We start from the raw sequence: 18196 nt of genomic DNA, 5'->3' as shown, positions 1-18196 counted from the left end.
ATCCCTGTTTCTCGCGACCTATACTCAACCCGGTGGATGACATGAATCCGGGGTGGCGCGACTGTGCTGCGTTCGTTGATGTTGGCCGTTGTGCTCGTTCTGGCGGGGTGCGCCACGCCCCAGCGCGGTCAATCGGTCGCCACGGTGGTGATTGCCCAGGACACGTGGCGGCAGGTGGACCAGCAGATCATTGCGGCATCGAAAAGCGCCCTCGAACAGGCGGCGCTCTACGCCCGCGGGTCGATGGAGCATTGGCGCGTGTTGGTCTATGAGCGCACCGAGGTTGAATTCATCCCCTGGTTCAGCAGCTACTGGACCCAGGAATGGCTTGCGGTGAAGGTCAGTTGGTACGCCGCCAGCGCCGAGGGCGAGGCGGACTCTTCGGCCAGACGCCTGGCGGCTTACCTGCAAGAACAATATCGCGAACAGGTGCTCGAACCGGTGGCGATGGAAATCGATCCCGAGGCGATCAGGGCCAACGCGACGGACTACTACCTGCGCCAGCTCAATCAGCAGGTCCAGGTCATCGCCCTGCGGCATCGCATCCCGAACGAACTGATGAACCGGCGCCTGCACGGCATCCCGGCCATTCGCCTGGGTCCGCCAGCGGCGCGTGACGCTTCGTTGTACGAGATGGTCCACACCGAACCTTTGAACACCCTGCCGGCCTATGCGGCCCTGATCGATCATGTCAACAAGGCTGCAACCACAGGTGCCGGACCCTCGGAGGCGGTGATCGCCACGGTGGCGCAACGCACCAGCGAAAAAATCGAGGCCCAATTTGCCACGCGCGGGGCAACCGGTGCGGCGGCGGCCGTGGCCGGGAAGGCGGCGGGGGCGTTGATCTCGGTGGGCGTGGCGGGCATTCGCGCGATCATCCACGAGGGCGAGCGGCCGGAAATGGAGGCGCAGATCCGCCAAAGCCTGAGCGCTGCGTTCGACGAGGCGTGGTTCAAGTCACTCAAGCATCCCCTCAGCGGGGTGATGGCCCCGGTGTACTACCTGGACGAAGAAATAGGGGGCAGCCTGGTGGAGGCGGACCTGGCCAATCGAGCGGTGGCACTGCCGGACATCAAGCCGTGACGGGCCGGTTCATTCTGATCCGAGGGTGACGCGACAGCCCTTGCGATGGTGGATCTGCTCGTCCGATGGGCGTTCCTTGATGAATTCGAAACGTGGCTCGCCTTCGCTGTAGATCACCAGCCAGCCCCATTCCAGCTCGCTTTCATCCTGCCCGGGCTTGGGCGGCGAGGCCCACCAGGGTTCTTTTTGCATGATCTGACGCATCGTCTGCTCCTGCCGATTGATCTTTTGAACTATAGACCGCTCGATTCGATGACCAGCGCCCATGAAAACGCTTGCATCTATTACGTCGTACCCGGCTCTTGTGGCGAGGGAGCTTGCTCCCGCTGGGCCGCGTAGCGGCCCCTTGATCCAACCACTCGGTCCGTGAGGTTGCGGTGACCATCGATGGGGCTGTTTCACAGCCCAGCGGGAGCAAGCTCCCTCGCCACGTTTTTTCCTGGCAAGTCAGTGTGCTCTGACCCCGCCCACCAGCGTCTAGCGTCTGTATCCCCGCACTCGAACGGGGAATGACTGGACCCCGCGCATATGCAAGCACTGTTGAACGAGATCCTCGATGCGGTTCGCCCCCTGATCGGTCAGGGCAAGGTCGCCGATTACATTCCTGCCTTGGGCACCGTGGCGCCCAACCAGTTGGGTATTGCCGTGTATGGCAATGATGGCGAGTTGTATTGTGCCGGCGACGCCGAAACAGCGTTTTCGGTGCAGAGTATTTCCAAGGTGTTCAGCCTGGTGCAGGCCATCGGGCATTCCGGCGAAGCGATCTGGGAACGCCTGGGCCATGAACCATCCGGCCAGCCCTTCAACTCCCTGGTACAACTTGAGTTCGAGCGCGGCCGGCCGCGCAATCCGTTCATCAATGCCGGCGCCTTGGTGATCTGCGATATCAACCAGTCGCGTTTCGCCGCGCCGGCGCTGTCGATGCGCGATTTCGTGCGCCGCCTGTCGGGCAATCCACAGGTGATGGTGGACGGCAAGGTCGCCGAATCGGAATACCAGCACCGCGCCCGCAATGCGGCGATGGCGTACCTGATGCAATCGTTCGGCAATTTCCATAACGACGTGGAGGCGGTGCTGCGCAGTTATTTCAGCCACTGTGCCTTGCGGATGAGCTGTATCGATCTGGCGCGGGCATTCTGCTTCCTGGCCAACGATGGGTTCTGCAAGCACAGCGGCGAACAGATCCTCAGCGCCCGGCAGACCCAGCAGGTCAATTCCATCATGGCCACCAGCGGCTTGTACGATGAGGCCGGCAACTTCGCTTATCGCGTCGGCCTCCCGGGCAAGAGCGGTGTCGGCGGCGGGATTGTCGCCGTGGTGCCAGGAAGGTTCACCGTCTGCGTCTGGTCGCCCGAACTCAACGTCGCCGGCAACTCCCTGGCCGGCATGGCGGCGCTGGAAATGATGAGCCAGCGCATCGGCTGGTCGGTGTTCTAGTTTCCGGTCTCACAAAAAAGGCCCCGCTCCTGATCCAGGAGCGGGCCCTTTTGTGAGGGGATATCAGCAGAGGCGGTCGATGACCCGGACCTCGGACGTGTTCTGCATCGACTGCCAGGCCTGGGTCAGCGTTTGCAGCACGCGGCCCATGAAGTCTTTGTCAGCCGCGGCCTTCTTGCCAACGTAGCCCTGGCCACGGCGGTACATCTTCAGCCGGGCACACAGTTCTTGCGTGTTCTTTTCGAACTCGTCTTCTTGGGTGTAGGGCGACAGGCAGTCCATGTGGACCTGGCCAGTCTTGCTGATCCACAGGATATGGCTGTCGAGTGTGTCCTTGTGTGCGGCGAACATGCGAGCCAGTTCATCAATAGATGGTTGATTATTCAGATTCATGTGTAAGCCCCTTGACCATTTGGTTGATCTGTCTGGTGGTTCGCAAAAACTTCGCTACTCGGTAAGTGCCTGCCTGCTACCGAAACCAGGCCGTCAGCGTTCGTCCGCCAGTCTTCGACGGGGTCGTGCATCGGTTGTGTAGTGTTATCGAAGGGCTGCTACGCAAATGCGCTACAACGAAGAGAAACAGCGAAGAATCTCAGGCAGTGTCAACTTTCGAGGGTCGACCACGCGCATCATGAGGATCTTCGCCGACGTTTCTCGTCCTTGTCACCGGACGGTCATGCCAGGTCAGCACCTTCAATCTGCCTTGTGGGCAGTCCCTTATCCATAAAACAGCTCGGCGGTCAGACGAGCTTGCTCAAACAGTTGCCTGTACTCCCGATCGGGGAGACGTCTGCATCATGCAAGGGCAAATCGGAGGCGTCAACGGTTTTGTAGTGATTATTTTTGGTCACTACATATTGTCGGACAAAATGGTTTGGGTATGAAAAACGGCCGCGAGTAAATCACCTGTGGCGAGGGAGCTTGCTCCCGCTGGGGCGCGAAGCGGCCCTTGAAACCAGGCCTTCGGGTTTCAACCCGGGTGTGCCTATAAGCCCTTGGGGCTGCTGCGCAGCCCAGCGGGAGCAAGCTCCCTCGCCACAAAGGAGCATCACTGGGTTCTGCTTCCTCAGGTTGCCTTGGCTTTAGTGGCCTTGCGCGGTGTGCCGCCGGTCTTGCGCTTGGCCGGCTTGCGCTTGTTTTTCCACGGTGTTGCGCCACGCCCGGCGGGGCTGGCCGGGCCGCTGATGGTCAGGCTCATGCCCTGGCAGCGAGCGACGTGCTTGCTCATCCAGGCGGCTTGCCGGGTCACGAATTCTTCCAGGCTCATTTCCCCGCTTTGCACCATGTCCAAGGCCTGCTCCCAGATGGCGGTGGTGCCCGGGTCGGCGATGGCCCGGGGCACGGCGTCGATCAGGCTGAAGGCCGCCGGGGTGGCGGACAGGGCCTTGCCGTTTTTCACCAGGTAACCGCGGTCGAGCAGCCCCTGGATGATCGAGGCCCGGGTCGCTTCGGTGCCGATGCCGGTGGTGTCCTTGAGCTTCTGCTTGAGCAGCGGGTCTTCCACCAGTTTGGCGACGTTCTTCATCGCCTTGATCAGGTCGCCTTCGGTGAAGGGCTTGGGCGGCTGGGTCCACAGGTCCTTGGGGTTCACCTCGTCCACCGCGCAATCGCGACCTTCGGCCAGTGCCGGCAAGGTTTGCGGTGCTGGCGCTTCACGGCCCTTTGCTGGCGCCAGTGCTTCGGGCAGGGCGCGCTTCCAACCGGGTTCGACGATCTGCTTGCCCACGGCACGCAGCGCCTGGCCGGCACAGTCGAAGTCGGCCTGGGTCCGGTCGTATTCGTGGTTGGGCAGGAACTGCGCCAGGTAGCGCGCGCGAATCAGCGTGTAGACCGCACGCGGCTTGCCGGCGAGTTTATCGAGGTTCCTGGCGGCGGCGGTGGGAATGATGCCGTGGTGAGCACTGACCTTGGCGTCGTTCCAGGCCCGGGATTTGCGCTGTGGCTGTAAATGCTCGCGTAGTGGTGCCAGGCTCGGGTCGGCCTGGGCGAGGGCGGCCAGGATGGCCGTTGCTTCGCTGTGCTGGCTCAAGGGCAGGAAACCGCAATCGCTGCGCGGGTAGGTGATGAGCTTGTAGGTCTCGTAGAGTGACTGGGCGATGTCCAGGGTTTCCTGGGCGCCGAGGCCGAGTTTCTTCGAGCAGACTTCCTGCAGCGTGCCCAGGTCGAAGGGTAACGGCGCCGCTTCGCGCAGGCGCTCGGTACGCACTTTCAGCGTCCGGGCGGTGGCGGCGTTGCTCATGGCCTGGGCGGCCTCTCGGGCCAGGGCCTGGTTCAGGCAGCGTTCCTGGTCGTCGCAGGCCTCCGGGGCGGCGCGCCACTGGGCGGTGAACGTCGTGCCTTCGTGGCTCAGTTGCACGTCGATGGCCCAATAGGCGACCGGCACGAAGTTGGCGATGCTGCGGTCGCGGTCCACCACCAGTCGCAGCGTCGGTGTCTGCACGCGGCCTACCGGCAACACGCCCTGATAGCCGGACTGGCGCCCCAGCAACGTGAACAGGCGACTCATGTTCATGCCGATCAGCCAGTCGGCCCGGGAGCGCCCCAAGGCCGAGTGATACAGGTTGAAGGTTTCGATGCCCGGCTTGAGGGCGGCCAGGGCCTTGCGGATCGACGCTTCGTCCAGGGCCGACAGCCATAGCCGCCGGATCGGTCCGCGATAGCGACAATGTTCCACCAGCTCCCGGGCGATCATTTCGCCTTCACGGTCGGCATCGGTGGCGATCACCAATTCCTTCGCTTCCCCCAACAGGCGCTTGACCGCCTTGTACTGGCTGGCGGTTTTCGGCTTGACGGTCATTTTCCATTGCGCCGGCACGATGGGCAGGTCGGCCAGGACCCAGCGCTTGTAGCGCGCGTCGTAGGCGTCGGGTGGGGCGGTTTCCAGCAGATGACCGATGCACCAGGTGACCGTGACGCCAGGGCCCAGCCAGCAACCGTCGCCACGGCGCGTGGCACCGAGCACGGCGGCGATGTCCTTGGCCTGGGACGGCTTTTCACACAGGTACAGCTGCATAGCGCCCTTTTCCTGAGCAGATTTCATGGAGCTGTAGCATGGTCATGGATGGGCGCCAGGGCAAGTTTTATCTGTATGGATATACAGATAAAAGCGTTGCGCTGCGTTGCCAAGGGGTGTCTGGCGTGACATTCGGCGGCCTGTCGGCACGCAGAATGAATTTCTCGCAGGGGTGTGGCTCATAACTTCAAGGCGGTTGAAACCGCAAAGAAGGTTTATGAGGTCAAGGAGAGTCACTTTCATGAATTCGATGCCAAATGGCAACGGCCAGGCGACTACACGTTTGATTCTCGTGGTGGAAGATGATCCAACTATCCTGGAGTTTCTCTGTGAAATCCTTGAGGAAGAAGGATTTGTCGTGGAGCCTCAGAAAAACGCTGATGATGCTTTGGAGTTCCTCGAAAAGAGCGCCCATTTCGTCGATCTGTTGCTCACCGACATCACCATGCCCGGCAAGATCGACGGTGCGGACCTGGCCAACCTGACCGGAGACCGCTGGCCGCAGATCCCACTGCTGATCATGTCCGGCTTCGAGACGCCGGAAAGCGCCGGGATCAAGCACCACGCGTCGTTCATCGCCAAGCCCTGGGCCCTGGGACAGATGCTGGATCTGGTAGAGAGCACGGTGAAAAATCACGCCATCCACTAAAGTGATGCCAGGGGATGGAGGCGGCCGGGCACGTTTGGGTTGCAAGCGGCGATGGGCTCCATGACAATGCGAGTCATTATCAGTCGCGAATTATTCCATTGCCATGCCCGCCCACGATCTGTCCTTACGCAGTGCTGTCGACGTTCTGTACAGTGATCATCACAGTTGGCTCCAGGGCTGGTTGCGCAAGCGCTTGGGCAACACGTTCGATGCCGCCGACCTGACCCAGGATACGTTCGTACGGGTCATCAAGGCGCGCACCGCGCTGGATATCCGCGAGCCGCGACCGTACCTGTCGATGATCGCCAAAGGGCTGTTGATCGACCTGTTTCGCCGTCGCTCGCTGGAGCAATCCTACCTCGAAGCGTTGGCCGCCATGCCGCAAGAGCAGCACCCGTCGCTGGAAGAGCAGGCGATTTTGCTCCAGGCCCTGATGGAGATCGACCGTCTGCTCCTGGGGTTGGGGCCGCGTGTCCGGCAGGCGTTCATCCTGTCGCAGTTCGAGGGTCTGACGTACCCGCAGATTGCCGAGCGCCTGGGCGTCAGCGTCCGCACGGTCAATAACCACATGGCCAAGGCCATGGAGCATTGCTGCCTGATGCAGATTCAATTGCAGCTTTCATGAACCTGCCGCCCGAAGAGTTGAAAGCCATCCGTGTGGCGGCGCATTGGTATGCCCGGCTTCATTCCGGCATCACCACCGACGCGGACCGCGCCGATTGGCGTGTCTGGCTGGCCGCCGATCCGTTGCACAGTCAGGCCTGGCAGCGCATGGCCGCGGTGGCCGAGCAGATGGCGAGTGTGCCGGGCGCCCTGGCGGCACCGACCTTGAGCGACACCCACCCGCGCTCCCGGCGCCAGGTGTTGCGCAGCGCCTTGCTGCTGACCGCCGGCGGCCTGGGCTGGCTGGGCTGGCGTAGCCAAGCCACCCAGAATCTGTTTTGCGATTACCGCACCGCGGTGGGCGAGCGTCGTGAATTCCAACTGGCCGATGGCAGCACGGTCCTGCTCAACACCGACACCTCGATCAATGTTCGTTTCGATGGGCAGCAGCGGCGCCTGGAACTGTTGCGCGGAGAGGTGCTCGTGACGACGGCGGCCGATCCCCTGCGACGTCCGTTCAAGGTGGTCACGGGGTCGGCCGAGGTACTGGCGCTGGGCACGCGATTCATCGTCCGTAGCCAGGCGCGGGGCGGCGAAGTGGCGGTGCTTGAGAAAGCGGTCGAGGTGAGTCTGCTGGCAAGTGGATCAAGGATGCGGGTCGAAGCTGGCCAGCGCCTGGATTTCAATGAACAGTCGTTGGGGGCGCTGCGTGGCAACGATGGGTCGGTCGGTGCCTGGCAGAAGGGGAGCATCATCGCCATTGACCGTCCCCTGGCGGCGCTGCTGGATGAACTGTCGCGCTACCGTCCCGGTGTGCTGCGTTGGGATCCGGCGATTGGCGACTTGAAGGTGTCCGGTGTGTTTCCCGTCGATAACACCGATCTCGCCCTGGCCGCGCTGGAAAGCGGCTTTTCGTTGCGAGTGACTCGTTACAGCCGATTCTGGGTCCAGGTCGCCGGTGGCGATCGGCGGTAATGCAGCGTAATAAAAAAACCAGCCCCTGCACTTTTCATCCTCATCGTTCGGCTCTTCCTCAGTGAGTTTTTATCGACCGTTTGGGGGAGGGGAAGTATGACGTGGGTGAGCGCGCCAGGCCGTCTGGTGTTTGCAGTGAAAATCGGTTTGCTGGCGGTCACGACTGCCGGTGCCACGGTCGTGAACGCCGGCCCGGTGCCAGCGGCTGCGGCGCAGCAGCGTGCGGTGCAGGTCTACGATATCGGCGCCGGTAGCCTGGTGGATGTGCTGACCCGTTTCTCCAGCGCCGCCGGTGTCGCCATTTCGTTTGATGCCCGGCAACTCGAAGGTTTGCGATCACCCGGCCTGAGCGGTTCTTTCGGCGTGGGCGACGGCTTTGCGCGCATTCTGGGTGGTAGCGGTCTGCAAGCCGCCCTCCAGGCCAACGGCACGTACGTGCTGCGCTCCGTGCCGGTCAGCGGTTCGGCATTGGAGTTGGATGCCACCACCATCGAGGCACAGCGGCTCGGGGCGACCACCGAGGACAGCCACTCCTACACGACGGGGGCGGTCACGATTGGCAAGGGTGAGCACTCCCTGCGCGAAACGCCGCAATCGGTGACGGTGATCACCCGCAAGATGCTCGATGACCAGAACCTCAATACCATCGAGCAAGTCATGGAAAAGACCCCCGGCATTACCGTCTACGACTCGACCATGGGCGGCAAGTATTTCTATTCCCGCGGTTTCCGCATGTCTGGCCAGTATCAATACGATGGCGTTCCGCTGGACATGGGCAACAGCTATGTCCAGGCCGACAGTTTCAGCAGCGACATGGCCTATTACGACCGCGTCGAAGTGCTGCGCGGCGCCGCCGGGATGATGAAGGGGGCGGGCGGCACGTCCGGTGGCGTCAACTTCGTGCGTAAACGCGGCCAGGCCACGGCGCAGACCGAGCTGAGCCTGTCGGGCGGCACCTGGGACAACTACCGTGGGCAGGTTGATACTGGTGGCCCGTTGAATGACGCCGGCACCGTGCGGGGCAGGGCGGTGATCGCCGAGCAGAGCCGGCATTATTTTTACGACGATGCCCGGCGCAAGGACCAGATCTACTACGGTGCCCTGGACTTCGATCTGTCGCCTGACACGACGCTCGGCCTGGGCGTTGCCTATGAAGACGTCGATGCCAGCCCCTGCTGGGGCGGGCTTCCTCGTTACCGGGACGGCAGCGATCTGAAACTCAGCCGCTCCACCTGCCTGGACCCCTCGTGGAACACCTGGCGCAGCCAGCGGACCACGGTGTTCGGTGATCTCAAGCATCAGCTCAACGACGACTGGGCCGTGAAGGTCGCCAGTGTCTATACGAAAAATACCCAGGACATCAAATACGCGTTTGCATCGGGCTCGGTGGCGCCAGGCACCTCGACCACCAACATGCTGGGTAGCATGTATGACTATGACCAGGTCGATTACGGCCTCGACGCCTACCTGGACGGCAAGTTCGACGTCCTGGGGCAGCAACACGAGTTGATCGTCGGTTTCAACGCCAGTCGTTCGGACAAGGATGACTTTTTCTCGGTAGCGCTGTTGCCACAGAAGCAGAATGTGTTCGAGCCGGATCGACATATTCCCGAACCGGACGACAGTTACTTCATCGACAACTCGACGCGCGGTGGTCCGGTCAAGACCGTGACCGAGCAGCAAGGGATGTATTCGACCCTGCGGCTGAAACTGGCGGACCCGTTGACGTTTGTCGTCGGCAGCCGGGTGAGCTCGTACAGCTCCAAGACCGACTCGGTGTTCCTCACCGGCGGTACGGAGCACGCCAAGAGCACGGAGACGGGACAAGTCACGCCGTTTGCCGCCGTGTTGTTCGACCTCAATGAGCACCTGACGGCTTATGCCAGCTATTCGGATATCTTCACGCCCCAGGGCAACTATCGCTCCGCAAGCGGCTCGGTACTCAAGCCCCTGGTGGGCGAGAGCTATGAGCTGGGGATCAAGGGCGAGTGGTTCGAGGGACGCCTGAACAGCGCCTTCAACCTGTTCCGCACGCTGCAGAAAGACCAGGCCCAGACTGACTACAACTCCAGTTGTGCGTCCTCGGACGGTTACTGCTACGAGAACGCCGGCAAGGTGCGCGCCCAGGGTTTCGAAGCCGAGATCAGCGGTGAAATCATCGAGCGCCTGCAACTGCTGGCCGGCTACACCTACACCCAGACCAAGACCCTCAACGACATTGACACCAGCCTCAACGGCGGCTCGTTCAACAGCTACGTGCCGCGCCATGTGCTGCGCCTGTGGGGCGATTATGCCTTGGGTGGGGCGTTGGAGCGGTTCAGCGTCGGCGCCGGGGTCAATGCCCAAAGCGACAACTTCCGGGTATCGCCGGCGACCGGCGAGAAGATCACCCAGGCCGGTTATGCCGTGTGGAACGGCCGGGTCGGCTACCGCATCGATGACACCTGGTCGTTGGCCCTCAATGGCAACAACCTGTTCGACAAGCGCTACTACACCACCATTGGCACCGAGAGCTTCGGTAACTATTACGGTGAGCCGCGCAACTTCACCATGACCGTGAAGGCGCACTTCTGAAGCGGTGGCGAGGGTGCCAAGGCCCTCGCCACGGTGTTGCCCTCAGTTGGTATCCAGGTCCACGTTCCGGGTTTCCCGCAGGCAGATCATGCCCACCACCAGGCTCACCCCGGTGATCACCACCGGGTACCACAGCCCGTAGAAAATATCCCCGGTGTAGACCACCAGGGCGAACGACACGGTGGGCAGGAAACCGCCGAACCAACCGTTGCCGATGTGGTAGGGCAGGGACATGGAGGTGTAGCGGATCCGGGTCGGGAACAGTTCGACCATCAACGCCGCCAGCGGTCCGTAGCACATCGCCGAGATGATGATCAGCGCCACGATCAAGGCCACGATCATCGGCCGGTTGATCTGCTGCGCATCGGCCTGCTGCGGGTAGCCGGCCAGGGTTACCGCACCGCGCAGGGCGGCTTCGTCGTACCCTTCGAGTTTCACGTCACCGACGCTGATCTGTACCGTGCTGCCGGCCGGAGCCGCGACGCTGCTGTAGGGCAGGCCTTGCTTGACCAGGAAAGTCTTGACCTTGTCGCATGGGCTGTCGAAACGCGCCTTGCCCACCGGGTCGAACTGGAAGGTGCAGGTGGCCGGGTCGGCGACCACGGTGATCGGCGCCTGGCGGCTTGCCTGGTCGATGGCCGGGTTGGCGTAGTGGGCCAGGGTCTTGAAGATCGGAAAGTACAGGGCGGTGGCCAGCAGCAGGCCAATCATCAGCACCGGTTTGCGCCCGACCTTGTCCGACAGCCAGCCGAAAAAGATGAAGAACGGCGCGCCGATCACCACGCTGACGATCAGCAGGCTGTTGGCCAGGGCCGGGTCCATCTTCAGGAACTGGGTGAGGAAAAACAGCACATAGAACTGCGCGGCGTAGAAGGTCACCGCTTGCCCGGCGTTGATGCTGAACAGGGCGATCAGCACCACCTTGAGGTTTTCCCATTTGCCGAAGGATTCGCGGATCGGCGCCTTGCAGCACTTGCCTTCCTCTTTCATTTTCAGGAAGGCCGGCGACTCATGCAGGCTCAGGCGAATCCAGGTGGAGATGCCCAGCAGCAGGATCGACAGCAGGAACGGAATGCGCCAGCCCCAGACTTCGAACTGATCGCCGGTGAAGTAGCGACAGCCCAGCACCACCAGCAGCGACAGCAGCAATCCGAGGGTGGCGGTGGACTGAATCCAGCTGGTATGGAAACCGCGCTTGCCCATTGGCGCGTGCTCGGCGACGTAGGTCGCCGCACCCCCGTATTCACCACCCAGGGCCAGGCCCTGGAGCATGCGCAACACCACCAGGATGATCGGTGCGGCGATGCCGATGCTGGCGTAGTTGGGCAGCAGGCCGACGCAGAAGGTCGCCAGGCCCATGAGGATGATGGTGGCCAGGAACGTGTACTTGCGCCCGATCATGTCCCCCAACCGACCGAACACCAGTGCCCCGAACGGCCGCACGATGAAGCCGGCGGCGAAGGCCATCAGGGCGAAGATGAACGCGGTGGTGTCGTTGACCCCGGCGAAGAACTGCTTGCTGATCACCGCCGCCAGGGCGCCATAGAGGAAAAAGTCGTACCACTCGAACACCGTCCCCAGGGACGAGGCGAAGATGACTTTCTGGGTTTCCTGGCTGGTGCCGGCGCTGCGCGTGGCTTCCAGGGGCTGAACATGTTCAGACATAGCGGTATCCCTCACAGTGATTGTTTTTGTTGTTCCACTGCGACGCCGGGTGGCGTCTCCTGATTTGACACACTTTCCTTGAATCGACTCACCCCCCCTGTGGGAGCGAGCTTGCTCGCGATAGCGGTCTGTCTGTCACCTAGGTGTTGAATGTGCCGCCGTCATCGCGAGCAAGCCCGCTCCCACAGGGGGGCTCTGTTGTTTTTCAGACCGTGGCAGGCTCCTTTTGGGGCGTGGTGATTCTTGTGTCCGCCTCAAGCATCATCCGCGCCGCCTTCTCGGCAATCATCAGCGTCGGCGAGCAAGTGTTGCCCGAGGTGATGCGCGGCATGATCGAGGCATCGGCGATGCGCAGGCCCTTGATGCCGTGGACGCGCAGTTGCGCGTCCACCACCGCGTCGCGATCCTGGCCCATGCGACACGTGCCCACCGGGTGGAAAATCGTCGTGCCGATCCGGGCGGCGGCCTGGTGCAGTTCCTCTTCGGTTTGCAGGCTGGGGCCCGGCAGGTATTCCACCGGTTTGAACGCGCTCAGGGCCGGGGCCGCGACGATGCGTCGGGTCAGGCGGATGGCGTCGGCGGCGACCCGCAAGTCTTCGGGGTGGCTCAAGTAATTGGGTTGGATCAGCGGCGCTTCGTGCGGGTCGGCCGAACGAATGTCCACCCGGCCACGGCTTTGCGGGCGCAGGTCGCAGACCGACGCGGTGAAGGCCGGGAAGCTGTGCAGCGGTTCGCCGAAGCGTTCCAGGGACAACGGCTGCACGTGGTATTCGAGGTTGGCCGAGGCCTGCTCCGGGCCCGAACGGGCGAACGCGCCGAGTTGGCTGGGGGCCATGGACAGCGGGCCGCTGCGGTCGTACAGGTAGCGCAGGCCCATGCCCATCTTGCCCCACAGGGTGCCGGCGATCTGGTTCAGGGTGCGGGCGTTTTCCAATTGGTAGATCAGCCGCAGTTGCAGGTGGTCCTGCAAGTTGCCGCCGACACCGGGCAGTTCGTGGGTTACGCCGATGCCCAGGCGTTGCAGCAGGCTGCGTGGGCCGATCCCGGAACGTTGCAGGATCCCCGGCGAGCCGACGGCCCCGGCGCACAGAACGATCTCCTTGCGGGCCTTGAAGGTCATGCCCTTGCCTTGCCAGCGCGCGCTGACGGCGTAGGCCCGGTCGTCACGCAGCAACACCCGGTCGACCTCGACGTCGGTCAACACCGTGAGGTTGGCGCGCTGGCGAACCGGCTTGAGGAACGCCTTGGCCGCGTTCCAGCGCACCCCGGCTTTCTGGTTGACCTGGAAGTAGCCGCAGCCTTCATTGTCGCCGCTGTTGAAATCGTCGACGTTGGGGATGCCGCTCTGCTCGGCGGCGCTGCGGAAGGCATCGAGAATCGGCCATGACAGGCGCTGGCGTTCGACCCGCCATTCGCCGCCAGCGCCGTGGAATTCGGATGCGCCGGCAAAGTGGTTTTCGCTCTGGCGAAACAGCGGCAGCACGTCCTCCCAGGCCCAGCCGGGATTGCCCTCGGCGGCCCAGCCGTCGTAGTCCGCAGCCTGGCCGCGCATGTAGATCATGCCGTTGATGGAGGAACAACCGCCCAGGACCTTGCCGCGCGGGTAGCTCAGGGCGCGGCCTTGCAGGCCCGGTTGCGCTTCGGTCTTGAAGCACCAGTCGGTGCGCGGGTTGCCGATGCAGAACAGGTAGCCGACCGGGATGTGAATCCACGGATAATTGTCGCGCCCGCCGGCTTCGAGCAGCAGCACCCGGTGTTGCGGGTTGGCCGACAGTCGATTGGCCAGCAAGCACCCGGCAGGGCCGGCGCCCACGATCACGTAATCGTATTCATCGACGACAGGTTGCATTCGCGACCTCATTCTTGTTGTTGTGGGATCCATCCTAGTTGTTAGTTTTCGTCAAAAGAATGTTAGTTTTTGCGCAGCCGCTGTGCGTTTATAAACAGCCATGCCTTCTGGCGCGTTCAAGGATCGCCTCATGTTCGACTGGAATGACCTGCGCTATTTCCTGGAACTGCAACGCAGCGGGCGTTTGTTGACGGCTGCACGGCGCCTGAACACCACCCACGCCACAGTGGCCAGGCACATCGAGGCCATCGAGAAAAGCCTGGGCACCGCGTTGTTCGTCCAGCATGCCCAGGGCTATGAACTGACCCCGGCTGGCGAGACGTTGCTCAAGCACGCCGAAGCCATGGAGAACGTGGCGTTGCTGGCCCAGGAGGACATTACCCAGTCCAGCGCGCCCCTGGGCAAGATCCGCCTGGGGGTGACCGAAGGGCTGGGCATCATGTTCCTAGCCAGTCGCATGGACGGGTTGTTCCAGCGTTATCCGGGGCTGGAGGTGGAGCTGGTGGCGGTGCCGCGATTCGTCAGCATCCTCAACCGTGAGGCGGAAATCAGCATCCACCTCGAACGCCCGGCGGCCGACCTGCTGGTGACGCGCAAACTCACCGACTACAGCCTGGCGCTGTACGCCAGCCAGGCCTACCTGGACCGCTCGCCAGCCTTGCGCAGCCGCGAGGACCTGGCCCGTCACGCCTGGATCGGTTATGTCGACGACCTGCTGTTCAGCCAGGAACTGATGTTCCTCAACAGCTTTTGCCGCAACCCCCGGGTGGTGTTCCACAGCACCAGCGTCATCGCCCAGCAACAGGCCGCGCGCTCGGGCCTGGGGATCGCCGTGTTGCCGTGCTACATGGCCAGCGGCGACCCGACGCTGGTGCCGTTGCTGCCGGACGAAACCATCCGCCGCAGCTACTGGATCAGTACCCGCCGCGAACTGCACAAATCCGTACGCCTGCGGGTGTTGTGGGATTACGTGGTGCAGTTGTGCGAGCGCGAGCAGGGGTTGCTGTTGCCCTGAGTCTGCGGGTGCGCAGCAGCCCCAAAACAAAAACTGTGGGAGCGAGCTTGCTCGCGATGACGTCGGCACATTCAACACCTAGGTGACAGACAGACCGCTATCGCGAGCAAGCTCGCTCCCACAGGGGGCGGTGCTGGTCGCTCAATTTCGGCCCGCCGTTTTCCGGGCGACAGGCTCAGGGCTGCTTCGCACCCCAGTGGGAGCAAGCTCCCTCGCCACGGTGCCCTGGCCGCCCAAGCCCCCTTTTCTGGCCCCCAATGACCTCAAGCCGGCGTGCTGGCGTGCCTTAGTGTTGACCCACAACAAGAAAAGCGCCGCCAAGAGGTCCCTATGCCGGCAACGATACCTTCAACCTGGCTCAATCCAGCCTTCATCCTCCTGCTCGGCACCTTGCTCGCCGGCTGCGGCGAAGAAGCCAAGCCGCCCATGCCCACGGTGTTCACGGCCATGCCCAGCGATGCGGCACTGGCCCAGGTCTACGACAGCAGCTGCAAGCTCTGCCACGCCAACCCCGACGCCGGGGCACCGTTGACCGGCGACACGAACGCCTGGGCCCCGCGGGTTGCCCAGGGCGCCGAGACACTGCTGGACCACGCGATCAACGGCTACAACGGCATGCCGCCGATGGGCCTGTGCATGCACTGTTCCGAAGAGCAGTTCCTGGCCCTGATCGCCTTCATGTCCGGTCAACACTTCCAATAATGCATACGGGTACTACGGCATGACGATGGACTACTCACGGCGTCGGTTGCTGCAACAGGCCGGCGTTGTCACCGCCTTCACGGCGCTGGGCAGCCAGGGCGCCCTGGCCGAGCTGATGCGTGCGCCGCGGTTGATCCCGTGGCGCAACTGGTCCGGTGCGCAGAGTTGCCTGCCGGCGGCGCGCCTGGCCCCCAAGGACCTCGACGAACTGGTGCAGGTGGTGCGCCGCGCCGAAGGGCGGATTCGCCCGGTGGGTTCCGGTCATTCCTTCAGCGCCCTGGTGCCCACCGATGGCACCTTGTTGTCGCTGAGTTTTTTCAGTGGCCTGCTGGATCACGACGAGGCCAGCCTGCAAGCCGCGTTCGGCGGCGGCACGCCCATGTCCCGCATGGGGCCGGCGCTCAAGGCCATCGGTCAGGCCCTGCCGAACATGGCCGACGTGGATTACCAGACCCTGGCCGGGGCCATCGCCACCTCGACCCACGGCACCGGGAAGGCGTTTGGCTCGTACGCGTCCCAGGTGGTCGGCCTGCAACTGGTGACGGCCAGTGGCGAGGTGCTCGATTGCGATGCCCAGCGTCATCCCGACGTGTTCAAGGCCGGCCGGGTGTCCCTTGGCGCGCTGGGGCTGGTGACCCGCGTGCGCCTGCAGAACCGCGCCGCCTATCGCTTGCGCGAGCACCAGTGGGTGGCGAAAACCGAGGAGTTGCTCGAGGACGTAGACGCCAACACCCGGGACAACCAGCACTGGGAAATGCAAGTCGTCACCCATTCCGACTATGCGCTGTCGATTACCCTGAACGAGACCTCGGATCCGACCACGCCGCCAATCAGCCCCGAGGAGGAGGGCGGCAACGAATTCGTGTCCCTGATCGAAAACCTCGACAAGTACGGCAGCGATTTTCCCGCGCTCCGGCGAGCGCTGCTCAACAGCCTGCGGCTGGTGGCCGATTTCGATGACCGGGTCGGTGATTCCCATGACATCTACGCCAACGCCCGCACCGTGCGTTTCAACGAGATGGAGTATTCGGTGCCCGCCGAATACGGCCCGGCGTGCCTGCGGGAGGTCCTCGCACTGATCCGCGACAAGGACCTGCGCACCTGGTTTCCCATCGAATACCGCTACGTGAAGGCCGACGACATTGCCTTGAGCATGTTCGAAGGCCGGGACAGTTGCTCGATCTCCGTGCACCAGCATTACCAGATGGATCACCACAATTTCTTCGCCGCCATCGAGCCGATCTTCTGGAAATACCAGGGCCGTCCGCACTGGGGGAAACTGCATTCCCTGAACGCCAAGGCCCTCCAGGCGCTGTACCCGCGCTGGACTGAATTCACCCAGGTGCGCCAGGCGCTGGACCCTGGCGGCAAGTTCCTCAATGGGCACCTTTCATCGATTCTGGGGGTGAGCTGAGGCTTCAGCTCTCTGGGGCGAGGGCTGGTTAATCTACAGTGGATTCATTCCTGTCAGACACAAAACCTGTGGTGCTGTGAAACACTCTAGAACGCAAACGGAATACTGATCTTGGCCCAGAGCATCTCGCCTTCGGGGCGGTTTTCCACATCGAATTCCTTGGCCCAGCGGATCTCGGCGCTGGCGTACTTGAGGAAGGTGAAATGCAGCGCCGGACCTATGGCGAAGACCTGACCGCGTACGCCATCGTCCACGTCCTGCCCGGCGAATTGCACGGTGCGACCGTACTGTTTATCGTCGGTGGTCTGCTTGAGGTAGTAGCCGTTGAGCCCCAGTCTCAGGTTGTCGGTCACGCGGTAGCTGGCGGAATAATCGAAGTGGAAAATCTGCCCCGAACGGTAGTCGGTGTCCTTGTTCTTGCGGTTGAAGCTGTAGGTGCTTTTCATCGACACTTCGGTGTCTTCCGTGGGCAACCAGGTGAAGGAAAACAGCGGCTTGTAGGTGTAGAAATTGTTGCTGGTGTTGGCCAGTCGATCGGTGCTGTATTCGCCGGTCGGTACGGTGATTTCCACCGCCGCGGCCAGGGTCAGGTTCTTGCCCATGTCCCAGAGCACGATGGGCGAAATGGTGGTGTCGCCCATGCCCTCGCGGGTGTCATGCAAGCCGAACACCGAAACTTCCTGCTTGATCCAGGGCTGGGCAATGTAGATCCCCGCGCGCCCACCGGCCACCCGCAACGGGCTCAGGTAATCGATACGCGGGACCACTGCCGTGGATTCGATTTCGACATCCGGCAGCTCGCCGCCCAACGAACTGATGTTGAATTTCCGGGCTTTGTAATGGTTGTAGTAGAGGTTGAACGCGACCATGTGCTCCGGAAGGCTGTCGACTTCCAGCGGCAACACGAAAAAGCCGTCGGTGCCGGGGCCGATGTTGTCCACCCCCGATTCGGTAGCCAGGGCGGGCAGGGCATAGCCGCAGGCCAGGCCGAGGGTCAATTGCAAGGCGAATGTCGTGCGGATCGGGTTCATGGGGAAGCTCATTATTATTGTTGGAAATGCACCGGAGGTCCGAGTCATACAAATAAGCCGTTCGCCGCTGACAGGGCAGGGTATTGGCGGCCAGACAGGGGACTTGGGCGGCCAGATTTTTATGCCCCTCTATCCAGCGGCTCATGCTAACTTTATGAAATAACCGGTTACAAAAAGCGCCACCTA

Annotated in this window: 15 protein-coding genes; 9 read left to right on the top strand and 6 right to left on the bottom strand. The window is 62.6% G+C overall.

Going from position 1 to position 18196, the window contains the following annotated elements; genetic code table 11:
- Positions 1-63: 63 nt before the first annotated feature.
- Complete coding sequence (locus AC515T_RS19120; RefSeq protein WP_496529612.1) at positions 64-1083, top strand: hypothetical protein; 1020 nt, start codon at positions 64-66, stop codon at positions 1081-1083.
- Positions 1084-1092: 9 nt separating this feature from the next.
- Here the strand turns inward: AC515T_RS19120 and AC515T_RS19115 are convergent, their stop codons facing one another.
- Entirely contained in the window at positions 1093-1287 is a 195-nt protein-coding gene (locus tag AC515T_RS19115; RefSeq protein ID WP_496529611.1) for a hypothetical protein, read from the bottom strand.
- 324 nt (positions 1288-1611) lie between these two features.
- Here AC515T_RS19115 and glsB point away from each other — a divergent pair, with 324 nt between their 5' ends.
- The gene (gene glsB / locus AC515T_RS19110; RefSeq protein ID WP_496529610.1) at positions 1612-2520 is read left to right on the top strand and encodes a glutaminase B; all 909 of its coding nucleotides are present in this window, start codon (positions 1612-1614) and stop codon (positions 2518-2520) included.
- A 63-nt stretch (positions 2521-2583) separates the two neighbouring features.
- On the opposite strand, the gene AC515T_RS19105 is transcribed toward glsB, so the two are convergent.
- Together AC515T_RS19105 and AC515T_RS19100 are read right to left on the bottom strand one after the other, a co-directional pair.
- Positions 2584-2913, bottom strand: coding sequence for a hypothetical protein (locus tag AC515T_RS19105; RefSeq protein ID WP_060741484.1), 330 nt, complete (start codon positions 2911-2913; stop codon positions 2584-2586).
- A 673-nt stretch (positions 2914-3586) separates the two neighbouring features.
- The gene (locus AC515T_RS19100; protein ID WP_496529609.1) at positions 3587-5533 is read right to left on the bottom strand and encodes a DNA topoisomerase III; all 1947 of its coding nucleotides are present in this window, start codon (positions 5531-5533) and stop codon (positions 3587-3589) included.
- A 241-nt stretch (positions 5534-5774) separates the two neighbouring features.
- Between AC515T_RS19100 and AC515T_RS19095 the strand changes: the two genes are divergently transcribed.
- The 4 genes from AC515T_RS19095 (at position 5775) to AC515T_RS19080 (ending at position 10334) form a co-directional block, all read left to right on the top strand.
- The gene (locus tag AC515T_RS19095) at positions 5775-6182 is read left to right on the top strand and encodes a response regulator (RefSeq protein WP_122568470.1); all 408 of its coding nucleotides are present in this window, start codon (positions 5775-5777) and stop codon (positions 6180-6182) included.
- Between the two features lie 103 nt (positions 6183-6285).
- Positions 6286-6807, top strand: coding sequence for a sigma-70 family RNA polymerase sigma factor (locus AC515T_RS19090; protein WP_496529608.1), 522 nt, complete (start codon positions 6286-6288; stop codon positions 6805-6807).
- On the top strand, positions 6804-7760 hold the full coding sequence (locus AC515T_RS19085; protein ID WP_496529607.1) for a FecR domain-containing protein: 957 nt from the start codon (positions 6804-6806) through the stop codon (positions 7758-7760). The genes AC515T_RS19090 and AC515T_RS19085 overlap by 4 nt, the downstream gene beginning before the upstream one ends.
- Before the next feature lie 96 nt (positions 7761-7856).
- A complete protein-coding gene (locus AC515T_RS19080; RefSeq protein ID WP_496529606.1) occupies positions 7857-10334 on the top strand; it encodes a TonB-dependent siderophore receptor in 2478 nt (825 codons plus the stop codon).
- A gap of 42 nt (positions 10335-10376) precedes the next feature.
- Here AC515T_RS19080 and AC515T_RS19075 read toward each other — a convergent pair whose 3' ends face one another.
- On the bottom strand, positions 10377-11999 hold the full coding sequence (locus tag AC515T_RS19075; RefSeq protein WP_305467655.1) for an MFS transporter: 1623 nt from the start codon (positions 11997-11999) through the stop codon (positions 10377-10379).
- A gap of 205 nt (positions 12000-12204) precedes the next feature.
- Positions 12205-13848, bottom strand: a complete 1644-nt coding sequence (locus tag AC515T_RS19070; protein WP_496529605.1) for a GMC family oxidoreductase — start codon at positions 13846-13848, stop codon at positions 12205-12207.
- A 130-nt stretch (positions 13849-13978) separates the two neighbouring features.
- Here AC515T_RS19070 and AC515T_RS19065 point away from each other — a divergent pair, with 130 nt between their 5' ends.
- The 3 genes from AC515T_RS19065 to AC515T_RS19055 all read left to right on the top strand — a co-directional run bounded on the left by AC515T_RS19065 (position 13979) and on the right by AC515T_RS19055 (position 16979).
- Positions 13979-14863 (top strand): LysR family transcriptional regulator, encoded by an 885-nt coding sequence (locus tag AC515T_RS19065; RefSeq protein WP_053123328.1) that lies wholly within the window; start codon positions 13979-13981, stop codon positions 14861-14863.
- Positions 14864-15193: 330 nt separating this feature from the next.
- Complete coding sequence (locus tag AC515T_RS19060; protein WP_496529604.1) at positions 15194-15565, top strand: c-type cytochrome; 372 nt, start codon at positions 15194-15196, stop codon at positions 15563-15565.
- A gap of 115 nt (positions 15566-15680) precedes the next feature.
- Complete coding sequence (locus AC515T_RS19055) at positions 15681-16979, top strand: D-arabinono-1,4-lactone oxidase (RefSeq protein ID WP_496533163.1); 1299 nt, start codon at positions 15681-15683, stop codon at positions 16977-16979.
- An 86-nt stretch (positions 16980-17065) separates the two neighbouring features.
- Here the strand turns inward: AC515T_RS19055 and AC515T_RS19050 are convergent, their stop codons facing one another.
- Positions 17066-18010: a SphA family protein gene (locus AC515T_RS19050; protein WP_496529603.1), complete on the bottom strand. Its 945-nt coding sequence runs from the start codon at positions 18008-18010 to the stop codon at positions 17066-17068.
- Between the last annotated feature and the right edge of the window lie 186 nt (positions 18011-18196).

It is taken from the genome of Pseudomonas sp. FSO-7, from assembly GCF_059579345.1.
This window is presented reverse-complemented; position numbering and strand designations above follow the sequence as displayed.

What these genes read in the sequence shown, in the direction of transcription:
- AC515T_RS19070 (WP_496529605.1), bottom strand. Translation starts at nt 13,848, where the DNA reads ATGCAACCTGTCGTCGATGAATACGATTACGTGATCGTGGGCGCCGGC.
- AC515T_RS19050 (WP_496529603.1), bottom strand. Translation starts at nt 18,010, where the DNA reads ATGAACCCGATCCGCACGACATTCGCCTTGCAATTGACCCTCGGCCTG.
- AC515T_RS19055 (WP_496533163.1), top strand. Translation starts at nt 15,681, where the DNA reads ATGCGTGCGCCGCGGTTGATCCCGTGGCGCAACTGGTCCGGTGCGCAG.
- AC515T_RS19100 (WP_496529609.1), bottom strand. Translation starts at nt 5,533, where the DNA reads ATGCAGCTGTACCTGTGTGAAAAGCCGTCCCAGGCCAAGGACATCGCC.
- AC515T_RS19105 (WP_060741484.1), bottom strand. Translation starts at nt 2,913, where the DNA reads ATGAATCTGAATAATCAACCATCTATTGATGAACTGGCTCGCATGTTC.
- AC515T_RS19060 (WP_496529604.1), top strand. Translation starts at nt 15,194, where the DNA reads ATGCCGGCAACGATACCTTCAACCTGGCTCAATCCAGCCTTCATCCTC.
- AC515T_RS19080 (WP_496529606.1), top strand. Translation starts at nt 7,857, where the DNA reads ATGACGTGGGTGAGCGCGCCAGGCCGTCTGGTGTTTGCAGTGAAAATC.
- AC515T_RS19090 (WP_496529608.1), top strand. Translation starts at nt 6,286, where the DNA reads ATGCCCGCCCACGATCTGTCCTTACGCAGTGCTGTCGACGTTCTGTAC.
- AC515T_RS19095 (WP_122568470.1), top strand. Translation starts at nt 5,775, where the DNA reads ATGAATTCGATGCCAAATGGCAACGGCCAGGCGACTACACGTTTGATT.
- AC515T_RS19065 (WP_053123328.1), top strand. Translation starts at nt 13,979, where the DNA reads ATGTTCGACTGGAATGACCTGCGCTATTTCCTGGAACTGCAACGCAGC.
- glsB (WP_496529610.1), top strand. Translation starts at nt 1,612, where the DNA reads ATGCAAGCACTGTTGAACGAGATCCTCGATGCGGTTCGCCCCCTGATC.
- AC515T_RS19075 (WP_305467655.1), bottom strand. Translation starts at nt 11,999, where the DNA reads ATGTCTGAACATGTTCAGCCCCTGGAAGCCACGCGCAGCGCCGGCACC.
- AC515T_RS19085 (WP_496529607.1), top strand. Translation starts at nt 6,804, where the DNA reads ATGAACCTGCCGCCCGAAGAGTTGAAAGCCATCCGTGTGGCGGCGCAT.
- AC515T_RS19115 (WP_496529611.1), bottom strand. Translation starts at nt 1,287, where the DNA reads ATGCGTCAGATCATGCAAAAAGAACCCTGGTGGGCCTCGCCGCCCAAG.